The sequence below is a fragment of the Gordonia sp. VNK1 genome (assembly GCF_040049135.1).
Lineage (GTDB): Bacteria > Actinomycetota > Actinomycetes > Mycobacteriales > Mycobacteriaceae > Gordonia > Gordonia oleivorans.
On record NZ_JBDZDJ010000014.1, the window covers coordinates 1 to 24281 of the forward strand.

At 67.2% G+C, this 24281-nt stretch carries 24 protein-coding genes; 4 read left to right on the forward strand and 20 right to left on the reverse strand.

Features of this window, described 5'->3' with window-relative positions; translation table 11 throughout:
- Window positions 1-124 precede the first annotated feature (124 nt).
- The 3 genes from ABLE94_RS17005 to ABLE94_RS17015 form a co-directional block, all read right to left on the reverse strand.
- Entirely contained in the window at window positions 125-781 is a 657-nt protein-coding gene (locus ABLE94_RS17005; protein ID WP_348809355.1) for a GNAT family N-acetyltransferase, read from the reverse strand.
- 60 nt (window positions 782-841) lie between these two features.
- The gene (gene glp, locus ABLE94_RS17010; RefSeq protein ID WP_348802994.1) at window positions 842-2146 is read right to left on the reverse strand and encodes a molybdotransferase-like divisome protein Glp; all 1305 of its coding nucleotides are present in this window, start codon (window positions 2144-2146) and stop codon (window positions 842-844) included.
- A gap of 128 nt (window positions 2147-2274) precedes the next feature.
- Window positions 2275-3228 (reverse strand): UTP--glucose-1-phosphate uridylyltransferase, encoded by a 954-nt coding sequence (locus tag ABLE94_RS17015; RefSeq protein WP_348809356.1) that lies wholly within the window; start codon window positions 3226-3228, stop codon window positions 2275-2277.
- A 74-nt stretch (window positions 3229-3302) separates the two neighbouring features.
- Between ABLE94_RS17015 and ABLE94_RS17020 the strand changes: the two genes are divergently transcribed.
- Window positions 3303-3887 (forward strand): 5-formyltetrahydrofolate cyclo-ligase, encoded by a 585-nt coding sequence (locus tag ABLE94_RS17020; protein WP_348809357.1) that lies wholly within the window; start codon window positions 3303-3305, stop codon window positions 3885-3887.
- Window positions 3888-3939: 52 nt separating this feature from the next.
- Here ABLE94_RS17020 and ABLE94_RS17025 read toward each other — a convergent pair whose 3' ends face one another.
- From ABLE94_RS17025 to nhaA, 3 genes are all read right to left on the reverse strand, one after another.
- The gene (locus ABLE94_RS17025) at window positions 3940-4371 is read right to left on the reverse strand and encodes a hypothetical protein (RefSeq protein WP_348809358.1); all 432 of its coding nucleotides are present in this window, start codon (window positions 4369-4371) and stop codon (window positions 3940-3942) included.
- Window positions 4372-4544: 173 nt separating this feature from the next.
- On the reverse strand, window positions 4545-4874 hold the full coding sequence (locus ABLE94_RS17030) for an FmdB family zinc ribbon protein (RefSeq protein ID WP_348809359.1): 330 nt from the start codon (window positions 4872-4874) through the stop codon (window positions 4545-4547).
- A gap of 106 nt (window positions 4875-4980) precedes the next feature.
- Window positions 4981-6342, reverse strand: coding sequence for a Na+/H+ antiporter NhaA (nhaA, locus tag ABLE94_RS17035; RefSeq protein WP_425476231.1), 1362 nt, complete (start codon window positions 6340-6342; stop codon window positions 4981-4983).
- A gap of 263 nt (window positions 6343-6605) precedes the next feature.
- Here nhaA and ABLE94_RS17040 point away from each other — a divergent pair, with 263 nt between their 5' ends.
- Both ABLE94_RS17040 and mscL read left to right on the forward strand, forming a co-directional pair.
- A complete protein-coding gene (locus ABLE94_RS17040; protein ID WP_348809361.1) occupies window positions 6606-7262 on the forward strand; it encodes an SAF domain-containing protein in 657 nt (218 codons plus the stop codon).
- A 165-nt stretch (window positions 7263-7427) separates the two neighbouring features.
- Window positions 7428-8279, forward strand: a complete 852-nt coding sequence (mscL, locus tag ABLE94_RS17045; protein ID WP_348809421.1) for a large conductance mechanosensitive channel protein MscL — start codon at window positions 7428-7430, stop codon at window positions 8277-8279.
- Between the two features lie 54 nt (window positions 8280-8333).
- On the opposite strand, the gene ABLE94_RS17050 is transcribed toward mscL, so the two are convergent.
- The 10 genes from ABLE94_RS17050 to ABLE94_RS17095 form a co-directional block, all read right to left on the reverse strand.
- Window positions 8334-8765, reverse strand: coding sequence for a hypothetical protein (locus ABLE94_RS17050; RefSeq protein ID WP_348809362.1), 432 nt, complete (start codon window positions 8763-8765; stop codon window positions 8334-8336).
- A gap of 252 nt (window positions 8766-9017) precedes the next feature.
- On the reverse strand, window positions 9018-9632 hold the full coding sequence (locus tag ABLE94_RS17055) for an MspA family porin (protein WP_348809363.1): 615 nt from the start codon (window positions 9630-9632) through the stop codon (window positions 9018-9020).
- A gap of 123 nt (window positions 9633-9755) precedes the next feature.
- On the reverse strand, window positions 9756-10415 hold the full coding sequence (locus tag ABLE94_RS17060) for an MspA family porin (protein WP_348809364.1): 660 nt from the start codon (window positions 10413-10415) through the stop codon (window positions 9756-9758).
- 639 nt (window positions 10416-11054) lie between these two features.
- Window positions 11055-11684 (reverse strand): MogA/MoaB family molybdenum cofactor biosynthesis protein, encoded by a 630-nt coding sequence (locus ABLE94_RS17065; protein WP_348809365.1) that lies wholly within the window; start codon window positions 11682-11684, stop codon window positions 11055-11057.
- 84 nt (window positions 11685-11768) lie between these two features.
- On the reverse strand, window positions 11769-13346 hold the full coding sequence (locus tag ABLE94_RS17070; protein ID WP_348809366.1) for a S1C family serine protease: 1578 nt from the start codon (window positions 13344-13346) through the stop codon (window positions 11769-11771).
- A gap of 151 nt (window positions 13347-13497) precedes the next feature.
- Entirely contained in the window at window positions 13498-14916 is a 1419-nt protein-coding gene (locus tag ABLE94_RS17075; RefSeq protein WP_348809422.1) for a HAMP domain-containing sensor histidine kinase, read from the reverse strand.
- Between the two features lie 182 nt (window positions 14917-15098).
- Window positions 15099-15785 (reverse strand): response regulator transcription factor, encoded by a 687-nt coding sequence (locus ABLE94_RS17080; RefSeq protein ID WP_348803008.1) that lies wholly within the window; start codon window positions 15783-15785, stop codon window positions 15099-15101.
- A 102-nt stretch (window positions 15786-15887) separates the two neighbouring features.
- Window positions 15888-16259 (reverse strand): DUF2834 domain-containing protein, encoded by a 372-nt coding sequence (locus ABLE94_RS17085; RefSeq protein WP_348809423.1) that lies wholly within the window; start codon window positions 16257-16259, stop codon window positions 15888-15890.
- A 17-nt stretch (window positions 16260-16276) separates the two neighbouring features.
- Window positions 16277-17860 carry an FAD-dependent oxidoreductase gene (locus tag ABLE94_RS17090; RefSeq protein WP_348809367.1) on the reverse strand — a complete coding sequence of 528 codons (1584 nt, stop codon included), beginning with the start codon at window positions 17858-17860 and terminating at the stop codon, window positions 16277-16279.
- Window positions 17860-18822, reverse strand: a complete 963-nt coding sequence (locus tag ABLE94_RS17095) for an AurF N-oxygenase family protein (protein WP_425476227.1) — start codon at window positions 18820-18822, stop codon at window positions 17860-17862. Before ABLE94_RS17095 ends, ABLE94_RS17090 begins: the two co-directional genes overlap by 1 nt.
- Window positions 18823-18989: 167 nt before the next feature.
- On the opposite strand from ABLE94_RS17095, the gene ABLE94_RS17100 reads away from it, so the two are divergent.
- Entirely contained in the window at window positions 18990-19760 is a 771-nt protein-coding gene (locus tag ABLE94_RS17100; protein ID WP_348809368.1) for an SDR family oxidoreductase, read from the forward strand.
- A 32-nt stretch (window positions 19761-19792) separates the two neighbouring features.
- Here the strand turns inward: ABLE94_RS17100 and ABLE94_RS17105 are convergent, their stop codons facing one another.
- The 4 genes from ABLE94_RS17105 to ABLE94_RS17120 form a co-directional block, all read right to left on the reverse strand.
- Window positions 19793-22081: a CocE/NonD family hydrolase gene (locus ABLE94_RS17105; protein WP_348809369.1), complete on the reverse strand. Its 2289-nt coding sequence runs from the start codon at window positions 22079-22081 to the stop codon at window positions 19793-19795.
- A 428-nt stretch (window positions 22082-22509) separates the two neighbouring features.
- The gene (locus ABLE94_RS17110; protein WP_348809370.1) at window positions 22510-23151 is read right to left on the reverse strand and encodes a trimeric intracellular cation channel family protein; all 642 of its coding nucleotides are present in this window, start codon (window positions 23149-23151) and stop codon (window positions 22510-22512) included.
- Window positions 23152-23234: 83 nt separating this feature from the next.
- Window positions 23235-23408 (reverse strand): 50S ribosomal protein L32, encoded by a 174-nt coding sequence (gene rpmF, locus ABLE94_RS17115; RefSeq protein WP_348803012.1) that lies wholly within the window; start codon window positions 23406-23408, stop codon window positions 23235-23237.
- 151 nt (window positions 23409-23559) lie between these two features.
- A complete protein-coding gene (locus tag ABLE94_RS17120; protein ID WP_348809371.1) occupies window positions 23560-24243 on the reverse strand; it encodes a DUF4190 domain-containing protein in 684 nt (227 codons plus the stop codon).
- Window positions 24244-24281 lie beyond the last annotated feature (38 nt).

Below are 24281 nucleotides of genomic sequence, written 5' to 3' on the forward strand. Positions count from 1 at the left end.
CGTTTCCACCAACCACCCACAGTCAAACGACCGCAGCAACGCGTCGCCATCAACCTGCACCACCAACCCACCGCATAACACAACAAAATCGGGAACTGACTCACCACAGCTTGACACTCACCGATCAGAGGAAACTGGCCCGCCCGGACCGCACCAGGGCCTCGGCGACGCTGCCCTCGACCTCCTCGACGGTGAACCCGAACAGGTAGTGATCACGCCAGCGCTTGTTGACGTCCATGTAGCGTTCCAGCAGGCCCTCACGCCGGAACCCGAGTTTCATCAGTACCGCCTGCGAGGCCGCATTCTCCGGCTGCACGGTGGCCTCGAGTCGATGCAGCCCGACGGGACCGAAGCAATGGTCGACGCCGAGGGCGACGGCGGCGGTGGTGATCCCCTGCCCGGCATGTCCGGCGTCGATCCAGTAGCCGATCCACGCGGTGCGCACGGCGCCGCGCTGGATGTTGCCGACGGTGAGTTGGCCGACGTATCGGCCGTCGAGTTCGATGACGAACGGCAGCAGGGTGCCCCGCTTCGCCTCGGATTTGAGCACCGAGAACAGCGGCGGCCACGAACTGACCTGGTGTCGCGACGCCCATGACCCGGTGCCGGTCGGTTCCCAGGGCAGCAGCGAATTCTGGTTCCGAATCCGCAGGTCGCTCCAGTCCTTGGCATCGCGCAGTTTCACCGGGCGCAGACTCACCGCGCCGGCCCGCGTACCGAGCGGACCGAGCGTCGCAGGCCACCCCGGGCTGACCGGATCACCACTCAACCACCTGAACACATCTGGGAGTCTATGCGGTGACGATCACACAGCGGGCGGGTAACCGCCGCGCCGATCGCCTCAGCCCCGCTGGGCCAGGAACGCCACCTCGACCTCGTCGCCGATGCCCAGTTCCTCCACGTCGGATTCGACGATGATCAGGCAGTTGGCCTCGGCGAGTTCGGCGAGCAGGTGACTCGATCCGGTGGGTGAGGCGCCGAGTACCTGCACCAGGTACTCCCCCGACCGTTCGTCGCGCATCAATTGACCGCGCAGATATCCCTTGCGGCCCTTGACCGATGCGATGGGACCGATGGTGCGGGCCGTGATGACCCGGCGCATCGGTTGCCGCTTGCCCAGGGCGATGCGGATCAGCGGCCGGACCATCACCTCGAAGGACACCAGGGCACTGACCGGGTTGGACGGTAGCAGGAAGGTGGGCACCTCGTCGCGGCCGAGGCGTCCGAAGCCCTGCACCGAGCCCGGATGCATCGCCACCCGCACCACCTCGAGGTCACCGAGGTCCGAGAGCGCATCGACCACCGAGCGGCCGGCCTGACCGCCGATCGCCCCGCAGATCACCACGATCTCGGATCGGATGAGTTGCGCCTCAACGACTTCGCGCATGCGGGAACTGTCGCGTTCGGCGATGCCGACGCGGTTGACGTCGGCACCGGCGTCGCGGGCCGCGGCGGCCAGCGCGTAACTGTTGACGTCGAAGATCTGTCCGGGCCCGGGGGTGCGGTCGATGTCGACGAGTTCACTGCCGATCGAGATCACCGACAACCGCGGCCGCGGATGCACCAGCACTCGTGAATGTCCCACGGCGGCAAGCAGTCCCACCTGGGCGGGGCCGATGATGGCACCGGCGCGCACCGCCACGTCGCCGGGTTGGACGTCGTCACCGATCCGCCGGACGTAGTCACCGCTGTCGACGCCGTGGCCGACCTTGACCTTGGAGTCACCGCCATCGGTCCAGCGCAGCGGCACCACCGCGTCGGCGAGAGTGGGCATGGGCGCACCGGTTTCGACGCGGACGGCCTGCCGTGGCTGCAGTCGGGTGGGGGTGCGGGCTCCGGGTGCGATCTCGCCGACCACCGGCAGCGACACGATCATCGGTTCACCGGCCTCGAGGTCGATCAGGTCGGCGCCACCGGCGTCGAAGTCCTCGAGGTCCTCCGGTGCCGGTTCGCCGGCCAACACGACGTCGACCGCGCGCACCGCGTACCCATCGACGGCGGCCTGGTCGAATCCGGGCATCGGCGCCTCAGTGAGGACTTCCTCGGCGCACATCAGGCCCTGCGCCTCAGAGATCGCCACCCGCACCGGACGGGGTGCGACCGCAGCGGCCGTCACCAACGTCAGATGATCTTCAACCGAACGCATCTCACCTCACCTACCGCCGGGCCCGGCTCCATCGCATCGAGGTTAGTAGGCCCGCGATGCCCGATGTGTCAGGCGCGCGGGGACCCGACCGAGGTGACCCGATGCGGCGAGCGCGTCGCGGTCGACTGTCAGTCCTCGGCGAGCCGCTGGGTCAGCCACTCACGCAGGTCGGGGCCGTAGTCGTCGCGGTCGAGGGCGAAGTCGACGGCGGCCTTGAGGTAGCCGCCGGGGTTGCCGAGGTCATGACGGGTGCCGTGATGAACCACCACATGCACGGGCTCGCCCTCCTCGATGAGCAGGGCGATCGCGTCGGTCAGCTGCAGTTCGCCGCCGGCGCCGGGCTTGATGCGGCGCAACGCGTCGAAGATCTTGCGGTCGAGGATGTAGCGACCGGCCGCGGCCAGATTGGACGGCGCGTCCTGCGGTTCGGGCTTTTCGACCATGCCCTTGAGGCGTTTGACGTTCGGGTTGTTGGCGTCGGGCAATTCCTCGACGTCGAAGACGCCGTAGGCGCTGATGCGGTCCGGCGGCACCTCGATGGCGCACAGCACCGACCCGCCGCGGCGCTGCCGGGTGCGGGCCATCACCTCGAGGACCCCGCCGGGCAGGACCAGGTCGTCGGGCAGCAGCACCGCGATGGCGTCCTCGTCGTCGTCGAGGTAGTTCTCCACGCATCCCACGGCGTGGCCGAGTCCCAGGGGCTTGTCCTGGACCACCGAGGCCACCTCGAGCAGCGACGGCGCCTTACGCACCTTGGCCAGCATCGCGGCCTTGCCCCGCTTGGCCAGGGTGTTCTCCAGGACGAGGTCTTCGACGAAGTGCGCGACGACGCCGTCCTTACCGGGCGACGTCACGATCAGCAGACGCTCGGCGCCGGCGGCTTTCGCCTCTTCGGCGACGAGTTCGATGCCCGGGGTGTCGACGACGGGCAGCAGTTCCTTCGGGACGGTCTTCGTCGCCGGCAGGAATCGGGTACCCAGACCGGCCGCCGGGACCACCGCGGTGCGCGGAATCGGCGGAGTGTCGGGTACGTCGCTGTACTCGGGGAATTCGGTGGGCGAAGACTTCGTGCTGGCCGTCATGACCCCACCCTAATGTTGGATGCTGGCAACCAGCCACAGGAGCGGTGTGAGATCACGGGGCGAAGGGTGTTGAGGTGGGTACCACCAAGAGGCAACTGCGCGAGGAGTTCGTCGCGCGACGCGCGGCGATGTTGGCGGACGATCGGGATGCAGCTGCGGCACGGCTCTCCGCGCACATGGCAGCCACCCCGTTCGGACTCGATGAGCACGCGACGGTCGCGGCGTATGTGCCGGTGGGGACCGAACCAGGATCGGTGGCCATGCTCGATGCCCTCGCCAACACCGGCGCTACGGTGCTGCTACCCGTCGTACCGCCCGGAGATCCGCAACCCCTGGACTGGGTGCGATACGGGGGTCCGTCGTCGTTGGAGCGTCGACGCTGGGGTCTGCTGGAACCGACCGGACCGCACCTGGGCACCGATGCGATCGGGTCGGCGTCGGTGATCATCGTGCCCGCGCTGGCCGTCTCGAGGTCGGGGGTGCGGTTGGGACGCGGCGCGGGGTATTACGACCGGTCGATCGCAGGTGTGTCGGCGGAACTGGTGGCCGTGGTCTATGACGGGGAGTTGGTCGACGAACTCCCCGGCGACGCCTACGACGTTCCGATGGGGTGGGTGGTGACGCCGGGGGGCGGGTGCAGTGAGATCGAGACTCGGTAAGCAGAAATGCGCCCCCAGACAGTGCTGGGGGCGCATTTCGGAAGAGCGTCGATCAGTAGATAACGATACAGGTGCCGTCGCTCAGATTCTCGTTGGAGATCGCGAAGGTGCCGACCGTCAGAGGGTCAGTGCTTTTCGCCGCGGAGCTCGGCTGCTTGGCAGTGATCACATAGCTACCAGGTCCATCCGGCGTCCAAGTGAACTTGGCGGAATTCCCGGTTGGCGTGACATCTTCGGTCTCAACCGTCGCGCCACCGCTGGTGACGGTGAATGTCACTTTCTCACCCAAGTTCTGGTTGTTGACCGTGGCCTCTACCGTGTACTCACAGCCCGGGCCGTAAACACCCTCAGATGAGCCGTAGCCTGACGGAGTGGTGACCTCGACGCCGGTCACGTCTGCTGATGCGGGCGCAGCCATCGCGCTTGCTCCGGCAATTGCGGCGGTTGCTCCTGCGAGGCGGATGCTGCGACGTGTCTTACCCATGAAATTCTCCTTTTACGGAACTGCCCTCCCCGACTGAAAGGGGTCTGGATAGGAACCTAGCAAAGGACATAACTCACGCAACCCGAGACCGGGTTACGCATTACTAACCCATCGGCCAGACGACACGGTTCACCTCAACGTCACCAAGCGTCCACAAAGATTTCGGACAAGACTCACGCCGACGCCGGCGCTGCCGCCTTCTTATCGCTCGACGACGAGGACTTCGACTCACTGTTCGATGACGACGTGCTACTGCTCGACTCGCTCGATGAACTTGAGTTGGACGACGACTCGCTCGACGAGCTGGTCTCCGACGAGCTGGACCCGCCCCGGGAATCGGTGCGGTAGAAGCCGCTGCCCTTGAACACGATGCCGACGGAGTTGAACAGCTTGCGCAGGCGGCCGGTGCACTGCGGGCACTCGGTGAGGGAGTCCTCGGAGAACGACTGAACGATGTCGAACTTGTTGTCGCACTCTGTGCACGCATATGAGTAGGTGGGCACCGTAAACCTCCGCAGGAAATGTAATGACTGCCGCATAGTTTAACCGAAGTTGGCACTCCAGCATTCCGAGTGCCAACCTCGGCGTTCTCTGCAGGTCAGCGGTTGATCAGCCGCCGATGACCTCGATGTCACGGTCGGGGATGCCGTCGCGGTTCATGTCCGGGTCACGGGCCTGCCGCGCATCCCAGCGCAGCAGCAGCGCCGCGATGCCGGCGGCGAGGACCGAGCCGATCAGAATGGCCGCCTTGGCGGGTGCGGAGTGCACGGCGTCGTCCTCGAAGGACAACTCCGCGATGAGCAGCGCCACCGTGAAGCCCACACCGGTGAGCATGCCGACCGGCACCAGGTCACGCAGGCCGATCGCGTCGGGCAGCCGCAGCGGCGTGAACCGGACCATCACCGCGGTCGCGGCCATCACGCCGACGATCTTGCCGACGATCAACCCGGCGACGATGCCGATGGAGACGGGCTGGACCAGACTGCCCTCACCCCCGACAACGGAGACCCCGGCAGCGGCGAAGGCGAACACCGGCAACGCCACCGACGACGACCACGGCCGGATGGACTCCTCGAATAGCTCTGTGCGACTGAGCTTTTCACCGCGAATCGGTTTGGCCGGAACCACGAAGCCCAGCAGCACACCGGCGACGGTGGCGTGCACCCCCGAGGCGTGCATGAATCCCCAGGCCACCAGCGCGATCGGGAGCAGCAACCACCAATGGGTGCGTCGGGCACGCACGGCGGCGGCGAAGACGACCACCGCGATGATCGCGGCGCCGAGCATCAGCAGATCGATGGTGTCGGTGTAGACGGTGGCGATCACGATGATGCCCAGCAGGTCGTCGACCACCGCGAGCGTCAGCAGGAAGGTGCGCAACGCCAACGGCAGGCCCCGTCCGCAGATCGCGAGGACCGCGAGCGCGAACGCGATGTCGGTGGCCGTGGGGATCGCCCAGCCGTGCAGCGCCGACGAATCCCCGGACAGTCCGACGATCAGCAGGTAGATCGCGGCGGGGGTCACCATGCCGCCGACGGCGGCGGCGATGGGCACGCCGGCCAGGCGCATGTCACGCAGACTGCCGGCGACGAATTCGTGCTTGAGCTCCACGCCGACGACGAAGAAGAAGATCGCCAGCAGACCGTCGGCGGCCCAGTGCGCCAGCGACAGATGCAGGTGCAGCGCCTCCGGCCCGACCTCGATGGCCAGCAGATCGTGGTAGGTCTCGCGCCACGGGGTGTTGGCCCAGATCACCGCGACGGCGGCGAAGGCGAGCAGCAGGATGCCGCTCGTCGTATCCAGGGACAGGGTTCGGCGGAAGCGTTCTCGTCGATTCAGCGTGCGCCAGCGTCCGTCACCGGTGTCCGGGGTGTCGGCCGTCGGCGTGTCGGTGGCATCTGAATCGGCAGGGTACGGATCTGTCGAATCGGTTTCGGAGGACTGGGTCGTTCCGGACCGGGGATTGATCATGGGACCTGTCACGGGCGGCTCCTGGTAGCTGGGATCGCACGCGGTGACGCGGCGATCGGGGTCGTTGAGTAGAGCATTCCCGCCCGCGTTGTGGGGCGGAGCCGACCAGACTTCCCGGCACACCTGCGACAATTCTCCCAGTTCACTGCATGCCTCGTCCATTCGAACGGGTGACCTGTGCAGATGTCACCGGTGGGCGGTGTCTGTCCACAGGTTCGGGCTTCGTCGTTCCGTGGGCCTCACACCGCACTTACCGTGCCCGCATGCGGTTACCTCTGACCCGGACCACGATGGGTCCTCGACTGCGCGATCGGGCCGCCCACGCGATGCGTCCGGGTTGGGCGCGATCGGTGGCGATCCGTCGAACAATGTCCCTGGTGTTGATCGCCGCGGCGGTGGCGGTGGGCCTCCACGGTCAACGGACCGAGACCCACACGTCGGTGCTGGTGGCGGCGCACGATCTGGCACCGGGCCACGCGCTGGTCGCGGCCGATCTGCGGCAACAGTCGGTTCCGGTCGAACTCGTCCCCGAGGGTGCGCTGCGCCTGGCCGCCGACGGTGAGGCGCACACCGTGACCGGCCCCATCGGCTCCGGTGAGATCGTCACCGGATCGCGATTGCTGTCGCCGCGGTTGCCCGTTCAACTGACCGGTGACGACGACGCGCGGCTGGTTCCCGTCCGGCTCGCCGACGACACGGTGGCCTCGCTGGTGCGGGCCGGTGACGTCGTCGACGTGCTCACCGCCGACACCGATGTACTCGCCACCGGCGCGATCGTGGCGGTGGTGCCGACCGCCGTCGGCGCGTCACCGACGCGTGCGAGCGCCACTCCCCCGATCCTGCTCGCCATGGGCCGCACCGCCGCACATCGCGTGGCGGGAGCCGGTCTGGATGTGCCGTTGGCGGTGGTACTGCACTGATGTGACCCTGCGAAACTTCGCTGTCAATCGAACGCGCCCGCGAATTCAACCGAGCAGAAGGCGTCGCCTCGTTTACCATCCTGGATAGAGTTCCCTCAAGTCCGTGCCTTCTTGAGCACCCGGCATGGATGCCCGGCACCAATGATCAATCAGGAAGGACCGGAAGTGCTCAAGGGTTTCAAGGACTTCATACTCCGGGGCAATGTCGTCGAACTGGCCACCGCGGTCATCGTCGGCGCTGCCTTCACCGGGATCGTCACCGCCTTCACCACCGGAATCATCAATCCGCTGCTGGCGGCAATCCCGACCGGCAACGACAGTTGCGGACAGGCATCGAGCGACCCGGATGCCGTCCAGGCGCCGGTCTCGGTCTGTGGGCTCGGCTTCAAAGTCACCGATAACGACGCGACCTACCTGGACTTCGGCGCGTTGATCGCGGCGATCATCAACTTCCTGATCGTGGCCGCGGTGATCTACTTCATCATCATCGTGCCGTACAACAAGCTCGCGTCGCTGGGCAAGAAGCCCGACGAAGCCGAGGTCACCGAGATCGCGCTGCTCACCGAGATCCGCGACATCCTCGCTCCCGAGGACAGCTCGTCGGCCAAGGAGCAGGCGCAGGCGGTGCTGCCGCCGCATCTCAACGATCCGGGTGGTCCGCCGTCCGGTGGTCTTCCCGAGGGCGTCGGCGACCCGAACAAGACCCAGGTGATCGAGACCAAGCGGGTCACCCCGCCGCCGGCGTCGTTCTCGTCGGAGCCGGCGCCGTACTCCGATCCCTCGCCGTCGGGTCCGTTGACGCCGCCCGGATCGACTCAAGGTGTGTCCTACCCGGGAGGACCCGGTGGCGCCACGCCGCCGCCGGCTCCGGGCAACTACCCGCCGCCCGGCAATTACCCGCCCCCCGGCCAGGGCAGCTACCCGCCGCCGGGAACGTATCCGCCCGGCCAGGGATACCCGGGAGAGGAATTCCCCGGCGACTATCCGCCGGATGCCCCCGGACGGCATTCGCGCTGACAGTCACATCATGAACGGCCCCGCGTCTTCGGACGCGGGGCCGTTCGCTTCTGCTCAGGGCAGGACCGGGGTGGCGGGTGAGACAGTGCCTGCAGGGGTGACCGGCACTGCGGGAGTGACGGTTCCGGTCGGGGTCACCGGCACCGCGGGCGTCACGGAAGGCGTGACCGGGACAGCGGGCGTCACCGTCGGAGTCACCGGTACGGCCGGGTTGAGGGTCGGAGTCACCGGTACGGCCGGGTTGACGGTCGGAGTCACCGGTACGGCCGGGGATACCGACGAGCTCGACGACGGGGCGGTGATCGACGATGCGGGTGTCGCCGCTGCGTGGCTGTGGCCGGTCATCGTCACGCCGAACAATGCCGCGCCGGCGACTGCGACCCCGGCGATGCCGAACAGAATCGCATTGCGGCGGCGGGGGTCCTGTCGGGTGGACGCTGCGTCGCTGGTGGACCGCGGGGCCTGATTGCTGGTTGTGGTGCTCATGGTGGTCGCTCCTTGTTGGCCGAATCTCTGTGAACACCATTGAGTTTCGTCTCGGAAGGAGCGGGTCGACATCGACCGGGTGGTGGATCTGCCGGGGGAATCCGGCTTCCCCCGATTGGGGGAGGCCGGCCGTCAGCAGCAAGCACTCAGTGCACGCGACCCCCATCCTGCGGCACCAATAACGAAGGGCGGGAACCTGCTTCGAGGTTCCCGCCCTTGTTGTGTTGCGTCAGATGGTCCTGACGGCAGCTGTCAGCCGATGCTGAACGGCTGGCCGTACAGGGTCACGACACCCTTGACCGAGTCGGTGTCGACGGTCACGGTGACCTTCGCCTTGGCCTCTGCGTACCCTCCGCAGTTGTTCTCGGTCTTGAACGTCTCCTGGCTGTACGCGACGCCACCGGTGTTGCCGGTGAATGTGTAATCCGTCACGCCGTCGTCATCGCTGTCCGTGGTGTCGATGATCGGCACGTAGAAGGCTTGGCCTGGCCCGAGCGCAAGAGTGGTGTTTGCACCCGCCGACGGTGTCGCACTCGTATCGAGCCCGCCACCGGTGCTCGGCGCTGCCGAACCCTCGGCTCCACCGTCAGCGCCAGCCCCCAGTCCGATGTTGACCTGGCACCCGACGATGTAACCGGCAGCGATCGTTCCGCCGGTGGCCTCGCCGCCCACAGTGACGCGAACCTTGCCCGAGACCCAGACCTCGCGAACAAGGTTGAAGGACTCGACAATTGCGTTCTGGTAGCTGACGTCCTGACCGAACAGCTCGATCTTGACGGGCGTGCCGTCGACGAGCGTCTTGGTGATCGTGGTGTTCGCGACCGGAGCTGCGGCTGCGTCGCCGGCGCCGGTCGCGGTGACGGCCATCAACGCAGCGCCGGTGATACCGACGCCCGCCGCAACGCGACGCGTGATGATCTTGTTCATGATTCCCCTTCGTGGAAAGTAGATCTGCCCGGAGCAGATAGTTCGGTGTGGTTATCTGCTCGGTCAGCTGACGAAGAAGGGCTGGCCGTAGAGCTTGGACTTGAGGAACGTGCCTTCACCCGTGACGGTGTCGTCGTCATCACTGATCTCGTAGCCCTTGCCACCCATCACCTGGGCGATGGTGCGTGCCGAAGCGTACCCGCCACAGTTGGGGAATTCGATCTCGAAGTCTTGGAGTTGGACGTAGGCCTTGCTGCCCGCATCGAAGCTCTTGCTGACGGAGACCGGCTGGATCGTGGCCTCGCCCGGAGCGATGGGGAGTGAGATTCCCCCGGAAACCGTCAGCGACGGGGACGGGAGCACCGACAGCGTGCCACCGGTCTCACCCGAGAATCCACTGACATCGACCTGGCAACCGGCCAGAATGTAGATGGTCAGCTTGCCGCTGACGCCCTCGCTGCCCTCGGCCGAGAAGGTTCCCGACAGCAACGCGGTGCGGCCGAGGCCATTGTTGGCGACGCGCGCCACCGAGTACTGCGAGTTGAACTCGCTCTTCGTGGTGATCTTCTCGCCGTCAAGACCGCTGACGGACTTGGTTCCGTTCGCGAGCGGAGCCGCTGCCGCGTTCCCCGTTCCCATGCTTGCCAGACCGATCGCCGCCACGGCGGTGATGGCGCATGCCCCCGCAGCACGGCGCAGCCCAAGCTTGCTGAACTTGCTCATTCGTTCCCTCTCACAGGATTCGGTGTTTTCTGAGAATCGCACCCGCAATTCTCAGGTTGACCATTGGTGACCGACCCCGCCGCACTCGTAACCGTTCCCCCCAGAAACACCAGGAGCCATTACATGTGGACGATGTATGCCACCACAGCGGACCACAACCAGCTGCGTTCCGCAGGACTTGTACCGACACGCCACGTTGGGCACCGGTGTCGTCCAGGCGAACGCTATCTGAGAGGTCACGAAGAGGGCAACAGCTGGAATCAGCCGTGTCTCAGCCTTCCCATTACCGATCTCGAATACGACATCAGCAACGATGGAATCCAGAAATGTTAACGGAAGGAAAACTCCCTGAACCTGGCGTCGAGACGGTGCCAGAGCATTACAAATAATGCGGCGGACGGTCGCGGTCGTACGACGAACGATCGGATTCTCTGTGACTCAGATCACGTTCATCGGAGGTAACGCTGGGCAGGTCCTCGCCAAAGATCGCGTCCAGATCACGGCGCCTGCGCGCGGATCGTCGCGAACATCCGGACTGCCAGGCCGCTGACTGTTCATCTGCCGTTGGCTCGGGATTCGGCTCCTGACCGTCAGATGCGGACACGCCTATATCCTTTCGCCATTGCCGACCGTAGCGGATCAGAACTCGCTGATGTTAGAAATCACATATTTTGCGAGTGGTGCGACGGTGGCCATTCCGTCCCGTACCGCCGCCCGGGAATCGGCGATGTTGACCACCAGGGTCTGACCCGAGATCCCCGCCAGGCCACGCGAGAGCCCACCGTCGGTGGCGCCGGCCGCCAGCCCGGAACTGCGAACCGCCTCCTCGATACCGCGCAGACGACGATCCAGGAGTGGTTCGGTGGCCTCGGGGGCCACGTCGCGCGCTCCCACGCCCACACCGCCCACCGAGACCACCAGATCGACACCACCGATCACGGCGGTGTTCAGCGCGTTGCGGATCTCCACCTCGTCACCGGAGACGACGATCGTGGCGTCGACGTGAAAACCGGCCTCCGCCAACAACTCCCCCACCAGCGGGCCGAGCGGGCTGTCGACCTCACCGTGGGTGGCCCGGTCATCGACCACCACCACCAGAGCACGCCCCACCTCGTCGCCGGTGGGTTCATGCTCGGCACGTCCCTCGCGGGCGGCGGACGCACGTGCCGCGGCGTCGGCCGCGACCACGTCGGCGGGATCCAGATCCACGTCCAGATCGGCACCGTCCCCGACGGGATCGGCCACCTGAAAGCCGGAGTTGCTCGTCATTGCCCTCGTCCTCTCCGGCGGTCACCGACCGCCCGGCGCGCTGTGCTCTGGTGTTTCGTTCTCTGGTGATTCGATTGTGCGTGCTCAGTTGGATTGCAGTGTGGCCAGGGTGACCTGTGCCGTCCTCTCCTGCCCACCCGCCTGATAGGTGATGGTCACCGTGTCCCCGGGGTTGTAGGAGCGCACCGCCGCCACCAGGGCATCACCGGAGGTGATGTTGCGGTCATCGATCTTGGTGACGATCGCACCCTTGGGAATGCCCGCCTTGTCGGCCGGGCCGTCGGCGGACACCTCGGCGATCAGTGCGCCGGGGATGTCCGGGTCGGTGCTGGGCCGGACGGTGACGCCGAGTCCGGCGTGGGTGGCCTTGCCGGTGTCCCGGAGTTCATTGGCCACGCGGATCGCCTGATCGATCGGGATCGCGAAGCCCAGACCGATGCTGCCGGTCTGTTGCTCCTGGCTGCCACCGAGGGTGGCGATCGCGGTGTTGATACCGATCAGCGTGCCCTTGGCGTTGACCAGTGCCCCACCCGAGTTGCCCGGGTTGATCGCGGCGTCGGTCTGGATGGCGTCGATCACCGAGGTGGTTCCACCCTCCCGCGACGTCGACACCGGGCGATTGAGGGCGGAGATGATGCCGGTGGTGACCGTGCCCTCCAACCCGAGTGGCGCGCCGATGGCGATCACGTCCTGACCGACGGCCAGGTTCTTCGACGTACCCACGTCGATCGGGGTCAGTCCGGCCTTGTCTACCTTGATGACCGCGATGTCGGAAATGGAGTCGGCGCCGAGAACCTTTGCGGTGGCCCGGGATCCGTCGTTGAAGTTCACCACCACGTTGCTCGCCAAGCGGCCGTCGCTGCCGCTGACGACGTGATTGTTGGTCATGATGGTGCCGTCGCGGTCGAGCACCACACCCGAGCCCTCACCCTGCTCGTTGCCGGCCGTGACGTCGATGGACACCACCGACGGCAAGGTCTTGGCCGCCACTTCCTGCACCGAGCCGGCCGGAGCCGGAGCGGGTTCGGTGTCCTGCGCATTCGGATCACCGCCGAGCGGTTGCGAAGTGGCCGTGTTGGTCGCGGAATCGTCGCCGACTCGCGAACCCACGTACCCGCCGATGCCACCGGCCACCAGGCCGACGACGAGGGCGCCACCGATCAGCCCGGCGACGAGCCCGCCGCGCCCCTTCTTCTTCGGCTGGGGCGGCTCACCGGCCGGCACCGGATCGCCGAATCCGGTCGGCGGCGGCGTGGGTGGACCGGGTGGGGTCGACGGGCCCGAGACGGCCGTACCGTACTCCGGCGGCACCCCACCCGAGGGCGGCTGTGCGCCGTAGGGCGAGGACGATCCGTAACCAGGGCCCCCGTAGCCGGAGCCCGGTGCGCCGTAGGTCTGGGTCGGCGGTTCATAGCCGGACGCCGACGCGGTCTGTCCGGGGTCGGCGGCCGAGGAGGGGTCCGACGCCCCGTACGGGCTCGTCGACGGCCCGAAACCGGCCGTGCGTTCCCACGGCGCTCCCCCGTAGGCCGGGAACTGCCCACTGTCCGTCGAGCCGTCGCCGCCTGCGCCCTGGCCGTGTCGGCCCGACGCGGGCCACCCGGATCCGCCCGGATTCTGCGCATCGTCGAAGGGTCCGCGCTGCGAACCTCCACCGGTCATCCTCGTCGTCCCCACATCTGCTTGTTCCTTCGTTTCTCCTCGACGGCCCGGGCTGGACCGTGGGCGCCGCGCGGCGTGATTCGGCAGCGCAGACAACCCTAGGTGATCGGTACCGCGAACCGCCGGTAGAACGTCGTTCGCGTCCACTGATCTAGTGACGAACCACCTGCGGTGAAGGTTCCACCGGGACCGGATGCCCGGGCAGGGTCATTCGGATGAGTGCACCGCCGAGGTCGGATTGTTCGGCACGCACCGTCCCTCCCAGCCGGGTCACCACCTGACGCACGATCGCCAGCCCCAGACCCGATCCCGGCATGGATCGCGACTGGGTGGAGCGGTAGAACCGCTCGAAGACGAGGTCGCGGTCTTCCTCGGGGATGCCCGGGCCCGCGTCGGCGACGGTCAGCTCGGCCGTCGTCACGGTGATCTCGGTGAGAGTGACCACCACGGCACGTCCGCGGGGCGACCATTTCGCGGCGTTGTCGAGCACGTTGAGCACCGCACGCGCCAGGCCCTGCGGTTCGCCGAAGACATACCAGGGGCTGACCTCGACGGTGAATTCGACGTCGGTGCGCCGCCGACGGACCCGTTCGAGAGCATTATCGATCACCTCGGCGAGGTCGATCTCCTCGAGCACCACCTCCGGCGCATCCTCGCGGGCCAGGTCGACGAGGTCACCGACGAGCGTGGACAGCTCCTCGATCTGGGCCATCACATCCGAGCGCAGTTCCACCATGTCGGCCACCGGCACCGGCGGCGCCCCGGGTTCGCTTGCCGCGATCAGCAATTCGAGGTTGGTGCGCAAGGACGTCAGCGGCGTGCGCAGCTCGTGCCCGGCGTCGGCCACCAATCTCGCCTGCTGGACCCGTGATTCGGCCAGCGCCCGCAGCATGGTGTTGAAACTCTCTGTCAGACGTGCCAATTCATCGTTGCCGGTGACCGGTATCGGCGTGAGGTCCTGGGTGCGGGCCACCCGTTCGGTGGCCCTGGTCAGCCGGGCCACCGGTCTCAGACCGGTGCGTCCGACGGTCATCCCGGCCAGGGCGGCCAGGGCGACGCCACCGCAGCCGACGACGAACATCACCCACGCCAGACGTTTGAGGATCCGATCGGTGTGCAGCAACGACTGCGCCAGGACCAGGGTGTTGCCGTCGTCGAGTTTGCGGGCCAGCACCCGTTGTCCGTTGACGGTGCGCAGGCTCTGATTGTTGGTGCCCGGGCTGTTGGTCGACTCCGCGATGGCACGTTCGGTGTCGCCGAAGGGAACGATGCCGATCCGCAGTGCCGACCCGTCGGGCCGGACCAGGGCGATCGAGATGTTGGTGGAGAACACCGTGCCGGTGATCAGCGCGGTCGGACGCTGGTTGAGCGTGCCGAGTTTGGCGAGCAAGGTCATGCCGTCGGCACGGCTCTCGAGCCCGGAGTCGATCTCGTTGTACATCGCCCGATAGACGACGAAGTAGGCGGCGCCGGCCATCAGGCTGACCGCCAGCAACACCACCGTCGCCGACAGCAACGTCACCCGGACCCGCAGGGAGACGGTGCGGGTGAGGGTGAGCGGATCGCGCATCTCTCCGTCGTCCCTGCCGTTGCCGTTGCCGCCCAGCCGGAATCGACGCTTGGCAGCCGGCGGCGTCACCCGGTGTGCGCCGGTGGCCGACCCCGATGCGGCAGCGTCGGGCACCGACGCGTGCCGCTGCGCCGCGCCGGGCACGGGATCGAGATTCACCATGAGATCGTCCGGGTCACCCACTACGGCGGAGTCTCTCGCAGGACGTATCCGACACCGCGCACGGTGTGGATCAGCCGCGACTCACCCTCGGCCTCGGTCTTGCGTCGCAGATAGCCGACGTACACCTCGAGGGCGTTGCCCGACGTCGGGAAGTCATAGCCCCACACCTCCTCGAGGATGCGGCTGCGGGAGAGCACCCGACGCGGGTTGGCCATCAGCATTTCCAGCAACGCGAACTCGGTGCGGGTGAGGCTGATCTGCCGCTCGGCGCGGTAGACGTCACGGGTCACCGGGTCCAGGGACAGGTCGGCGAAGGTCAGCGTCTCGGATTCGGCTCCGTCGTCGGGTGCGGCGCGACGCAGCAACGCCCGCAGCCGGGCGAGGAGCTCTTCCATCGCGAAGGGTTTGGGGAGGTAGTCATCAGCTCCGGCGTCGAGCCCGGCGACCCGCTCGGACACCGAATCACGGGCCGTCAGCACCAGGATCGGGAGGTCGTCGCCGGTGGAGCGCAGCCGGCGGCACACCTCGAGTCCGTCCAGACGCGGCATCATCACGTCGAGGATGGCGACGTCGGGTCGTTCGGCGACGATCTTCTCCAGTGCCTCGATGCCGTCGCCCGCGGTGTCGACGGAGTATCCGTTGAACGTCAGCGATCGGCGTAACGACTCTCGGACAGCACGATCGTCGTCGACCACGAGTATGCGCATGTGTCTAGTTTTATCCACAACGTCTGAGATGTGGCTGAGCAACACCCGATGTCATCCGTGCAGGATGACGGGTACGGCGTCCGCGCCGGGCACGTGGCGCACTCAGCCCGCCAGCGCCCGTTCCCGCGCCATCAGGAAGAAGGGGATGGCCGTGGCGATCCCGACACCGAAGGTCAGTGCCACCGACGGCAGCCACCACCGCAGGATGCCCAATGAGCGCGCCTCGGCGAAGGCCCAGAGGTGGAATCCGATCACCACGAAGGCCAGGTCGACCATGGCGAACCGGCCGGGCGTCGACCGCAGGATGTCGCCGACGAAGAAGTCCTTCACCGAACCCGGGCCGTTCTTGATGACGTAGGGCACCGCGATGGCGTTCTGGGTGACCAACGCGGCCACGAACACCGCGAGCAACGAGCGTCGGTACCACGCCGGGTGGACGTCCGGCGTGGTACCTGCCGCCGTCGTCGCCGGCACCGTCACGTCCGGCACCATTACTTCCGACGTCTGCCCGCCGCCCCGACCATGTCGGGGATGTGGGTGAACTTCACGCGCGGACGGCCCTGCTCCTGGCCGCGTCGACGTTCGATCCGATCGATGGCCCGCATGCCGCGGTACCCGATGACGTGACGCGTCCGGGCCCGCAGCAGTTTGCCGAAGTCACCGGGTTCCCGGGCGCTGCGCGGCAGCACACCGTTGGCCGCGTCGGAGATGAAGTCCTCCACCGTGTTCTGCGCGCACAGCTTGTTCGCGCCGATGCCGCCGCTGGGGCCGCGTTTGGCCCAGCCGACGACGTACGCGCCGGGCATCACCGCGCCGTGCTCGTCGAGCATGCGGCCGTCGTCGTTCGGGAAGACGCCCCGCTCATGGTCGAACGGCAATCCGGCGATGGGCACCGAGCGGTACCCGATGGAACGCACGGCGAGGTCGGCGGCAATGCGGTGGTCACGTGTACCGGTGGTGACGTCCACTCCCTCGACACCGGCGGTGCCGAGGATCGCGGTGGGCGCGCTGTGGAACAGGAATACGATGCGTCGCGTCGACGGGTCGGCCGGACCCGACAGATCCGGCAACGGGGCCTCCGGGTCGTCGTGGACGACCACCTCCACTCCCGGAATGGTGGACAGCGCACGGTATTCCGCCGAGGTGTAGGCGGCATGGGCCTGATCACGACGACCCAGCACGACGACCTCGTGAACGTTCTGCTGTTCCAGGATGTGCAGTGCGCGATCGGCGATGTCGGTGGTGGCCAACAACTCCGGCGGCGACACCAGGATGCGGGCGACGTCGAGCGCCACATTGCCGGTGCCGACGATCACCGCGCGGCCCGATGCCGAGTCGTCGTGGCGGATCGGCGGGGCGACGTCCGCACCGGGCACCGCGTTGTACCACGCGACGAGTTCGGTGGCCGACGTCGAACCGGGCAGGTCTTCACCCGGAATGCCCAGGCGCCGTGACTCACTGGCGCCGACCGCGTAGAAGACGGCGTCGAAGTGCTCGGCGAGTTCGGCCGGCGTGATGTCGTTCGGGCCCTGTCCCACAGAGACATTGGTGGCCATCGTGACCCGCGGATCGCGGTAGAGCAGGTCGAAGCCGTGCAGCACGCCCTTGGTGCCGGGATGGTCGGGGGCGACGCCGGCGCGGACCAGTCCGCCGGGGGTGGGCAGCCGGTCGATGACGGTCACGTCGGCCTCGGTGCGATCGAGCAGAGTGCGCAACGCGTAGCCACCCGACGGCCCGGTCCCGACCAGTGCAACACGCAGTCCCGCAGGCAGTTTCGGGATGTCGGGGTAGGTGACGTCACTCCAGCCCGACGTCACGTCCGGGTTGTTCTTGTAGTAGTCGGCGTTGATGTCGAGGAAGACCTTGTCACGGGTGCCGAGCTTGTCGGCCGGGAAGATCGCGTCGACGGGGCAGGCGTCGGCGCAGGCACCGCAGTCGATGCAGGCGACCGGGTCGATGTGCAGAATGTCGGAGCTGCCGAAGCCGCGCTCTTCGGGGGTCGGGTGGATGCAGTTGACCGGGCAGACCGACACGCACGCCGCGTCGCTGCAGCAGGATTGAGTGATGACAAACATCAGAGCATGTTGGCTTTCCGGTAGTAGTACATCGCCGGACGGGTCAGCAGGCCGACCTCGTCGAGGAACTCCATCAGGTGCGCGCAGCTGCTGCGGATCATCGAGTGGAAGTGCGAGTTGGCGTTCATCTCGGCCACGGCGCGGTCGGCGTCGAGGCCGGCATCGACAAACGCCTGGCGCTGAACCAGATTCGACACGATGGTGTAGGCGCCGATAGAGATGTAGAGGGCGCTGAAGGCGCGTCGCGCGCGGCCGACACCCTCGAGGGCGTCACGGACTTCCTGGCGCGCGAACTTCATGTGACGGGACTCTTCGAGGACGTGGATCTCGTTGACGGTCCGGATGAACGGGAGCACCCGATCGTCGCGCATGCACCCGCGCTGGAACACGTCGAGCACCTCTTCGGCGACGAGTATGCCGGCGTAGGCGACCTCGTTCTTGGCGGTGGCCTTGAAGAACTTGCCCAGTCGGCCAACGAATTTGGACGGGCGGTAGGAGGTGCCGACCATCTTCTCGCTGGCCTTGGCGAACATGATGGAGTGACGGCATTCGTCGGCGATCTCGGTGAGCGCGAACTGGAACTCGGGGCTGTGGTACTCGCCGAGGTACTGGTCGCGGACGACCATCTCCTGCAGGATCATCTCGAACCAGATCCCGATGTTCATGATCGACGCGAATTCGTGGCGGGTCACCGAGATGCGCTGCTCCTCGGTGAGTTCGTCCCAGTACGCGGTGCCGTAGAGCGACGACCATTCCGGGCTGCACCCGTACTTGGTGGGGTCCATCGGGAGGTCCCAGTCGATCTCGGTCATGGCGTTGCGCGAAAGACGGGCGGCCGACGCCAGCAGCCGGGCCGACACCTCGTCGGTGTCCTGATCCTGCATGCTCACCACGACCGCATCCTGCTCGTCGCGGTCGCGGTTGTCGTGATCATGTGCGGCGTGTTCCATTGCGGCGGTCATATCGCGTGCCTCCGAATCATTTAAGTTGATGACAACAGACGTTGTCTTATCAACGCTTGTTGTCAAGATAGCAGGGCTGTGTGACGGAGTAAACAGACACGGACATATACTCGTGAGTAAGTTCTGCGGAGCGAAGCATCTATGCAGTTCAGACGCTAGGAGAGCGCATGTCATCGATCTTCATCACCGGCGGTGCGGCCGGTATCGGGCTGGCCACGGCCGAGCGATTTGAGCGGGCCGGCTGGACCGTCGGGATCTACGACGTCAATCAGGATGCCGTCGACAAGGTCAAGGCCAACCACCCGGACTTCATCACCGGCGTCCTCGACGTCCGCGAGCCCGAGCAGTGGCAACAGGCACTGGCCGAGTTCACCTCGCACACCGACGGCACCCTCGACGTGCTCGACAACAACGCCGGCGTGCTGGTGGCCGGTCGCCTCGACGAGATCTCCCCCGCCGCGATCCGCGCGCAGATCGACATCGACGCCCTCGGCGTCACCCTCGGCGCGCAGGCCGCCTACCCCTACCTCAAGGCCACCCCGGGCGCCCACCTGGTCAACATCGCCTCGGCGTCGGCGATCTACGGCCAGCCGGGCATCGCCACCTACAGCGCCGCAAAGTTCTACGTCGCCGGCCTGACCGAGGCCCTCGAGCTGGAGTGGGAGCCCGACGACATCCGCGTCGTGAGCATCTGGCCGCTGTGGGCCAAGACCGCCCTCGCCGACAACGACGCCAAGTCCACCAAGACCCTCGGCGTGCATATCACCCCAGAACAGGTGGCCGACAAGGTCTTCGAGTCGGTCCACCCCAACCGCGTCGATCGGCTGCTGCATCGCACCAGCTACTCGGTGGGCACCCAGACCCTGGTGCTGGGCAATGCCGCCAAGTTCATCCCGAACGTCGTCAACCGGACAGTCAACAAGTTCCTGGCCCAGTAGTCACCCTTCTCGGTCCAGCGACTTCCCGTCCCCTATCCGCCGTTGAACGCGGCGCGGTAGGGACGGCAGGGTTGACCGCGCAGTCCTTGGCACCCGGCCGGCGGCACACCCGCCGTCGCTCCCGGAACCACGGGCAACACCAGGGATGAGCCACCCGCACCGAGTGCCAGGGTGTCAACGACACGACCGCCGGTCTGCGGCGTGGCGAATCTCCACGAGGTGCGGTCACCGCCCGGTGCGGTGATCACGACGCGAATCCGGGAACCCTTCCGGAAGGCGTAGGCGATCGGATTCAGCGCGATCCGGACCGTCTGGAATCCCGCGGCGAGCGGTTGCGGGGACAACCAGTCGCGGCTCGGATTCAATGCTGTCGCAGCCGAATCGACGCTCCGCATCGATGCCCTGAGCCAGCCCGAGGTGACGTAGGTTTCCGAGCCGTCGGCCCGGACCTCGGAGATGGTGGCCTGCAGATCGGTGTCCGGTGCCGACGACGCGAGCCGCAGATCGAGTGACGCCGACCCCACGACGACGGCATCGCGCTGTTGAGGCGCGCCGAGGAATCCGACGCCGGTGTCACCGGCGACCGGTTCCCAGTGATAGGGCGGCTGCGCCGTCCACGGGAGCATCGACGGACCGATCACATCCAGCGTCCCGGCCGGACGCGATGTGGGATCCGGCCGGAATGCCACCTGCCCGGCGGGACCCGGATCGCCAAGGCGCCCCCCAGAATTCAGTGCCAGTCGGGTCCCCGATCCCACCGAGCCGGGTGGCCACGACGAGTACCCGTGCGACCACGGCGCCGACAGGTTGCCGACGGGGAGCGTCGAGGTGCCGTTGCCGAAGAACACCGTGACACGCGGCGTGCCGGCGAATTGCGCCCGTGCCGCGGCCGGGGAGGGCGCTCGGGCGAGCCGGTCGGTCACGATCGGGATACCCGGGGTGCCGGTGATGACTTCGTACATCACCGGCCCCAACGCGGTCAGCGCCGGACTCGGCGGTGGAACCCGTTTGGCCACAAACAGATTGAGGAACTCGTACCAGGAGGACATGATCTGCGGGTGTGCGGAGTCGAAGTGGGCGCCGTTGATCATCTGTACCCACACGTTCGGATTGCCGGCGAGCCGCGGGATGATCGAGGTCCACTGCGGTCCGGTCTGCTCATCCTGCAGGGCGCCGGAGAGGAACACCGGCACCCTGATCCGCGACGCCCAGTACGCCGGCGACCGGTGATCGTGCAGCGACGGGGTACGTGTCGGGTTGTCCTCGATGATCTGCTTGATGTCCTGCGTCTGCAGCCGCAGCCGCTGATTCGCGGCGCACGTGCGATCACCGGCAGCGATCGCCGCACGCGGATACGGTTGTCCGCCTTGCGGTGCGGGCTGCGCATCGTGCTGCCGGTCGGTCAGCCAGGTGTTGGCGAAGCCGGTGTTGAAGATGCCGCCGGGGAATCCGGTGGAGTACAGATCGTCGGTGATGCTCATCGGCGCGATGGCGGCCAGGCTCGGCGGTCGGGTACCGGCGACCGCCATCTGCGAGATACCGGAGAACGAGATGCCCACCATCCCGACCTTGTGACCCGACACCCAGGGTTGCCGCGCCACGGTCTCGATGGCGTCGTAACCGTCGTAGGTGGTCGGATAGTCGAACAGATCGAAATCCCCACCGGAGCAACCACTTCCGCGCATCTGCACCCCGACGGTGGCGAATCCCGCCGCCGGGGCGAGGATGGCACTGAACATCGCCGAGATGGATGGCGCCGTCGGGTCCGGCCGTTTGGCGAGGGCACCGGCCGCACCGAGGACGAAGTCACCGGGCGCCGCGGTCTGGTATCCGGAGTATTCGATCAGTGTCGGGAACGGTCCGTCGGCGAGTGTCTTGCCCGGTGGTAACCGCACCTCGGCGGCCAGGGTGATGCCGTCGCGCATCCGGATGTAGTTGAACCCGGGATGCAACTGCTGGTCGTACAGGTCGGTAGACGGGGCGGCCTGGTCGAGGACGGTGAACGCATTGCCGGCCCGGCCACCGACGACGAACCGGTATCCCCCACCCGGCGCGAGGTCACGCACCAGGAACGATCCGAGGTCGTCGACTCGACCCGCGCCGACCTGCCGATTGCCGCCGTCTCGCAGCACCACCGACGCACCGCGGGTGGCATCGGTCAGATATGCCTGTGTGACGCTCCCGGCGCCCGTCCCCACCGACGGCGCGGCCTGAGCCGGGGTCACCGACACGACCGCGATCCCGATCCCCAGCAACAGCAACAGCACGACGATGGCGACCACGAAACGACCTGCGACGCCCCGACCCATCTCGCTCGCCATGCATGGCAACGTTACGACAGGGAACTCCCGGCAGCGTGTTGATCGACTGATTCACTCGCGCAGAGTGAAACCCGGCCCCGTTGACAGCGCTCTCGCTTCCGTTGACAGCGCTCTCGTTTCCGTTGACAGCGCTCGCGTCGACGTTCACAGCGCTCACCTCGACGCTGACAGCGCTTGCCTTCCGTCGGTCGAGACTCCCTTCCGCCGGTCGAGCCCGTCGAGACCCCCCACACGACGTCTTTGGGCCGGAACCAGCAGCCGCACAGGAGGTCTCGAGGCTCGTCGCTAGCGCTCCTCGCTCCTCGACCAGCGGAACGGGTGGGCGGGAGCCGACGAGCGGGCGGGGTGGGCGGGCGCCAGCGGCGTGGACGGAAACCGGCGGGGTGGGCGGAACGGGTGGCCGGCTGACCACCGGACGGGGCCGTGGGTCAGGACCGCCGACTGCGCCTCGGCCACCGGACGATGTTGGGTGCGGTGGGCAATCCCCAGCGCCACGCCAGCCCGGCCAGACGCAGGGCGGTGGCCGTGATCGCCGAGACGATGAGGACGATGTTGTGGAACTGCGGCAGCCACGTCTCGCCGGCCACGTACAGGCACGCACCCACCAGCGCGGGCACCGCGTAGAGGTCGGCCGGTTGGAGCAGCAGCGGGATCTCGTTGGCGACAGCGTCACGCAGGACGCCGCCGCCGATCGCGGTCAGCATTCCGACCAGGATCGCCGCGAACACGCTGGCGTCGACGTCGAGTGCGATGCCGGCGCCCGTCGTCGCGAACAGACCCATTCCGAAGGCGTCGAGCACCAGGATCGTGCGTCGGAGTTCGGCAAAGGCCGGGTGAAAGAAGAACACGACGAGACTCGCGATGACCGCGGTGAGGATCGGCGGCCAGTTCTGCACGGCTGTCGGCGGGGTGATGCCGAGCAGCACGTCGCGCAGGATGCCACCGCCGACACCGGTGAGCACGCCGACGGTGAGGATGCCCCAGAGGTCGAAATCCTTGCGGACACCGAGGAGTGCGCCCGACGCGGCGAACACCGCGATGCCGGCGATGTTGAGTATCTCGAGAAGCATGGAAGCCTACGACCAAACAAAACGACCGCCCCGGTCTCCCGGAGCGGTCGTGGTGTCAGTGACCGGTGACCGGTCGGCCTAACTCAGCGGCGGTCGAGATCGATGATCCCGGCCTGCGCGGCCCTGGCGTAACGGCGCGGGATGCGCTGCGCAACGCCGGCGACCTTCACCTCTTGGAGTGCGGGGTTCTCCGCCTTCCACTGCGAACGACGGGTACGGGTGTTCGCCCGCGACATCCGGCGCTTCGGTACAGCCATGATCGTGCCCTTCTCTACGTGGTCTCGCGTACCATCCGCTCCACGAGGGGGATGGTTGCTCCTGGTCAGCGCGTCGTCGGCCAACTCGCGCGACACGCAACCCGACCAGACTACAACCCCGGCGGGCCGGGATCCAAAACGGCCGGGAGAGTCAGTACCCGCTCGACGCGGCGAGACCGATGAGGAACACCCAATAGATGCCGTACGCGATCACACCGACGAGGCTGATCGCGCCGATGACGATGCCGGCGATCGCCATCCCGTCCCCGTCCTCGGTGCCTTGGGACTCGCGGATCTGCTTGCGGCCGATCAATCCGAAGACAATGCCCAACCAGCCCAGGCACATGCACGAACCGACGAGAGACACCACGAGCGCGGCAACCGCCATCCCGTTGGTGCGTCGGGCCGGCGCACCGACCACAAGCGGCGTCACATAGACCGGTTGCCCGTACGCGGGGACACCGATCGGCGGCGGAGCCGACGGTGTGCCGTAGGTGGGCAGCGGCGGTTGCGGCGCGCCGTACACCGGTGGCGGCGTGGCCGCGGCAGGCGGCGTGGCCGCGGCAGGCGGCGGCAGCGGCGGGAGGGCCGGCGGCTGAGGCGGACGGGGCGGCTGCTGCGGCGGCGACGGTGTCGGCGCCGACACCGGATTGAGCCGGGTCGGCTGCCACTGCGACGAGTCAGCACCCGACGGCGTCGACGATCCGTGCGACGACCCCGGCGACGGCTTCTTGGAGAAGTCGATACTCGGCCGCGGCGCGATGGTCGTCTTCTCGCTCTCGACGGGGTCGAACGGACCCGACCCCGGCACGGGATTGTCGGTCGGTTCGGGCATGGAACGGCCTCCCTGCATCACTGTCACACGTCGTGTGT

Bases quoted from the DNA above. Each gene is read 5' to 3' on its own strand.
- ABLE94_RS17080 (WP_348803008.1), bottom strand. From the start codon at position 15,785: ATGCGCATACTCGTGGTCGACGACGATCGTGCTGTCCGAGAGTCGTTA.
- ABLE94_RS17090 (WP_348809367.1), bottom strand. From the start codon at position 17,860: ATGTTTGTCATCACTCAATCCTGCTGCAGCGACGCGGCGTGCGTGTCG.
- ABLE94_RS17015 (WP_348809356.1), bottom strand. From the start codon at position 3,228: ATGACGGCCAGCACGAAGTCTTCGCCCACCGAATTCCCCGAGTACAGC.
- glp (WP_348802994.1), bottom strand. From the start codon at position 2,146: ATGCGTTCGGTTGAAGATCATCTGACGTTGGTGACGGCCGCTGCGGTC.
- ABLE94_RS17105 (WP_348809369.1), bottom strand. From the start codon at position 22,081: ATGGCGAGCGAGATGGGTCGGGGCGTCGCAGGTCGTTTCGTGGTCGCC.
- ABLE94_RS17075 (WP_348809422.1), bottom strand. From the start codon at position 14,916: ATGCGCGATCCGCTCACCCTCACCCGCACCGTCTCCCTGCGGGTCCGG.
- ABLE94_RS17095 (WP_425476227.1), bottom strand. From the start codon at position 18,822: ATGACCGCCGCAATGGAACACGCCGCACATGATCACGACAACCGCGAC.
- ABLE94_RS17100 (WP_348809368.1), top strand. From the start codon at position 18,990: ATGTCATCGATCTTCATCACCGGCGGTGCGGCCGGTATCGGGCTGGCC.
- ABLE94_RS17065 (WP_348809365.1), bottom strand. From the start codon at position 11,684: ATGACGAGCAACTCCGGCTTTCAGGTGGCCGATCCCGTCGGGGACGGT.
- ABLE94_RS17040 (WP_348809361.1), top strand. From the start codon at position 6,606: ATGCGGTTACCTCTGACCCGGACCACGATGGGTCCTCGACTGCGCGAT.
- ABLE94_RS17070 (WP_348809366.1), bottom strand. From the start codon at position 13,346: ATGACCGGTGGAGGTTCGCAGCGCGGACCCTTCGACGATGCGCAGAAT.
- ABLE94_RS17050 (WP_348809362.1), bottom strand. From the start codon at position 8,765: ATGAGCACCACAACCAGCAATCAGGCCCCGCGGTCCACCAGCGACGCA.
- ABLE94_RS17055 (WP_348809363.1), bottom strand. From the start codon at position 9,632: ATGGCCGTCACCGCGACCGGCGCCGGCGACGCAGCCGCAGCTCCGGTC.
- ABLE94_RS17120 (WP_348809371.1), bottom strand. From the start codon at position 24,243: ATGCCCGAACCGACCGACAATCCCGTGCCGGGGTCGGGTCCGTTCGAC.
- ABLE94_RS17060 (WP_348809364.1), bottom strand. From the start codon at position 10,415: ATGAGCAAGTTCAGCAAGCTTGGGCTGCGCCGTGCTGCGGGGGCATGC.
- rpmF (WP_348803012.1), bottom strand. From the start codon at position 23,408: ATGGCTGTACCGAAGCGCCGGATGTCGCGGGCGAACACCCGTACCCGT.
- ABLE94_RS17025 (WP_348809358.1), bottom strand. From the start codon at position 4,371: ATGGGTAAGACACGTCGCAGCATCCGCCTCGCAGGAGCAACCGCCGCA.
- nhaA (WP_425476231.1), bottom strand. From the start codon at position 6,342: ATGATCAATCCCCGGTCCGGAACGACCCAGTCCTCCGAAACCGATTCG.
- ABLE94_RS17110 (WP_348809370.1), bottom strand. From the start codon at position 23,151: ATGCTTCTCGAGATACTCAACATCGCCGGCATCGCGGTGTTCGCCGCG.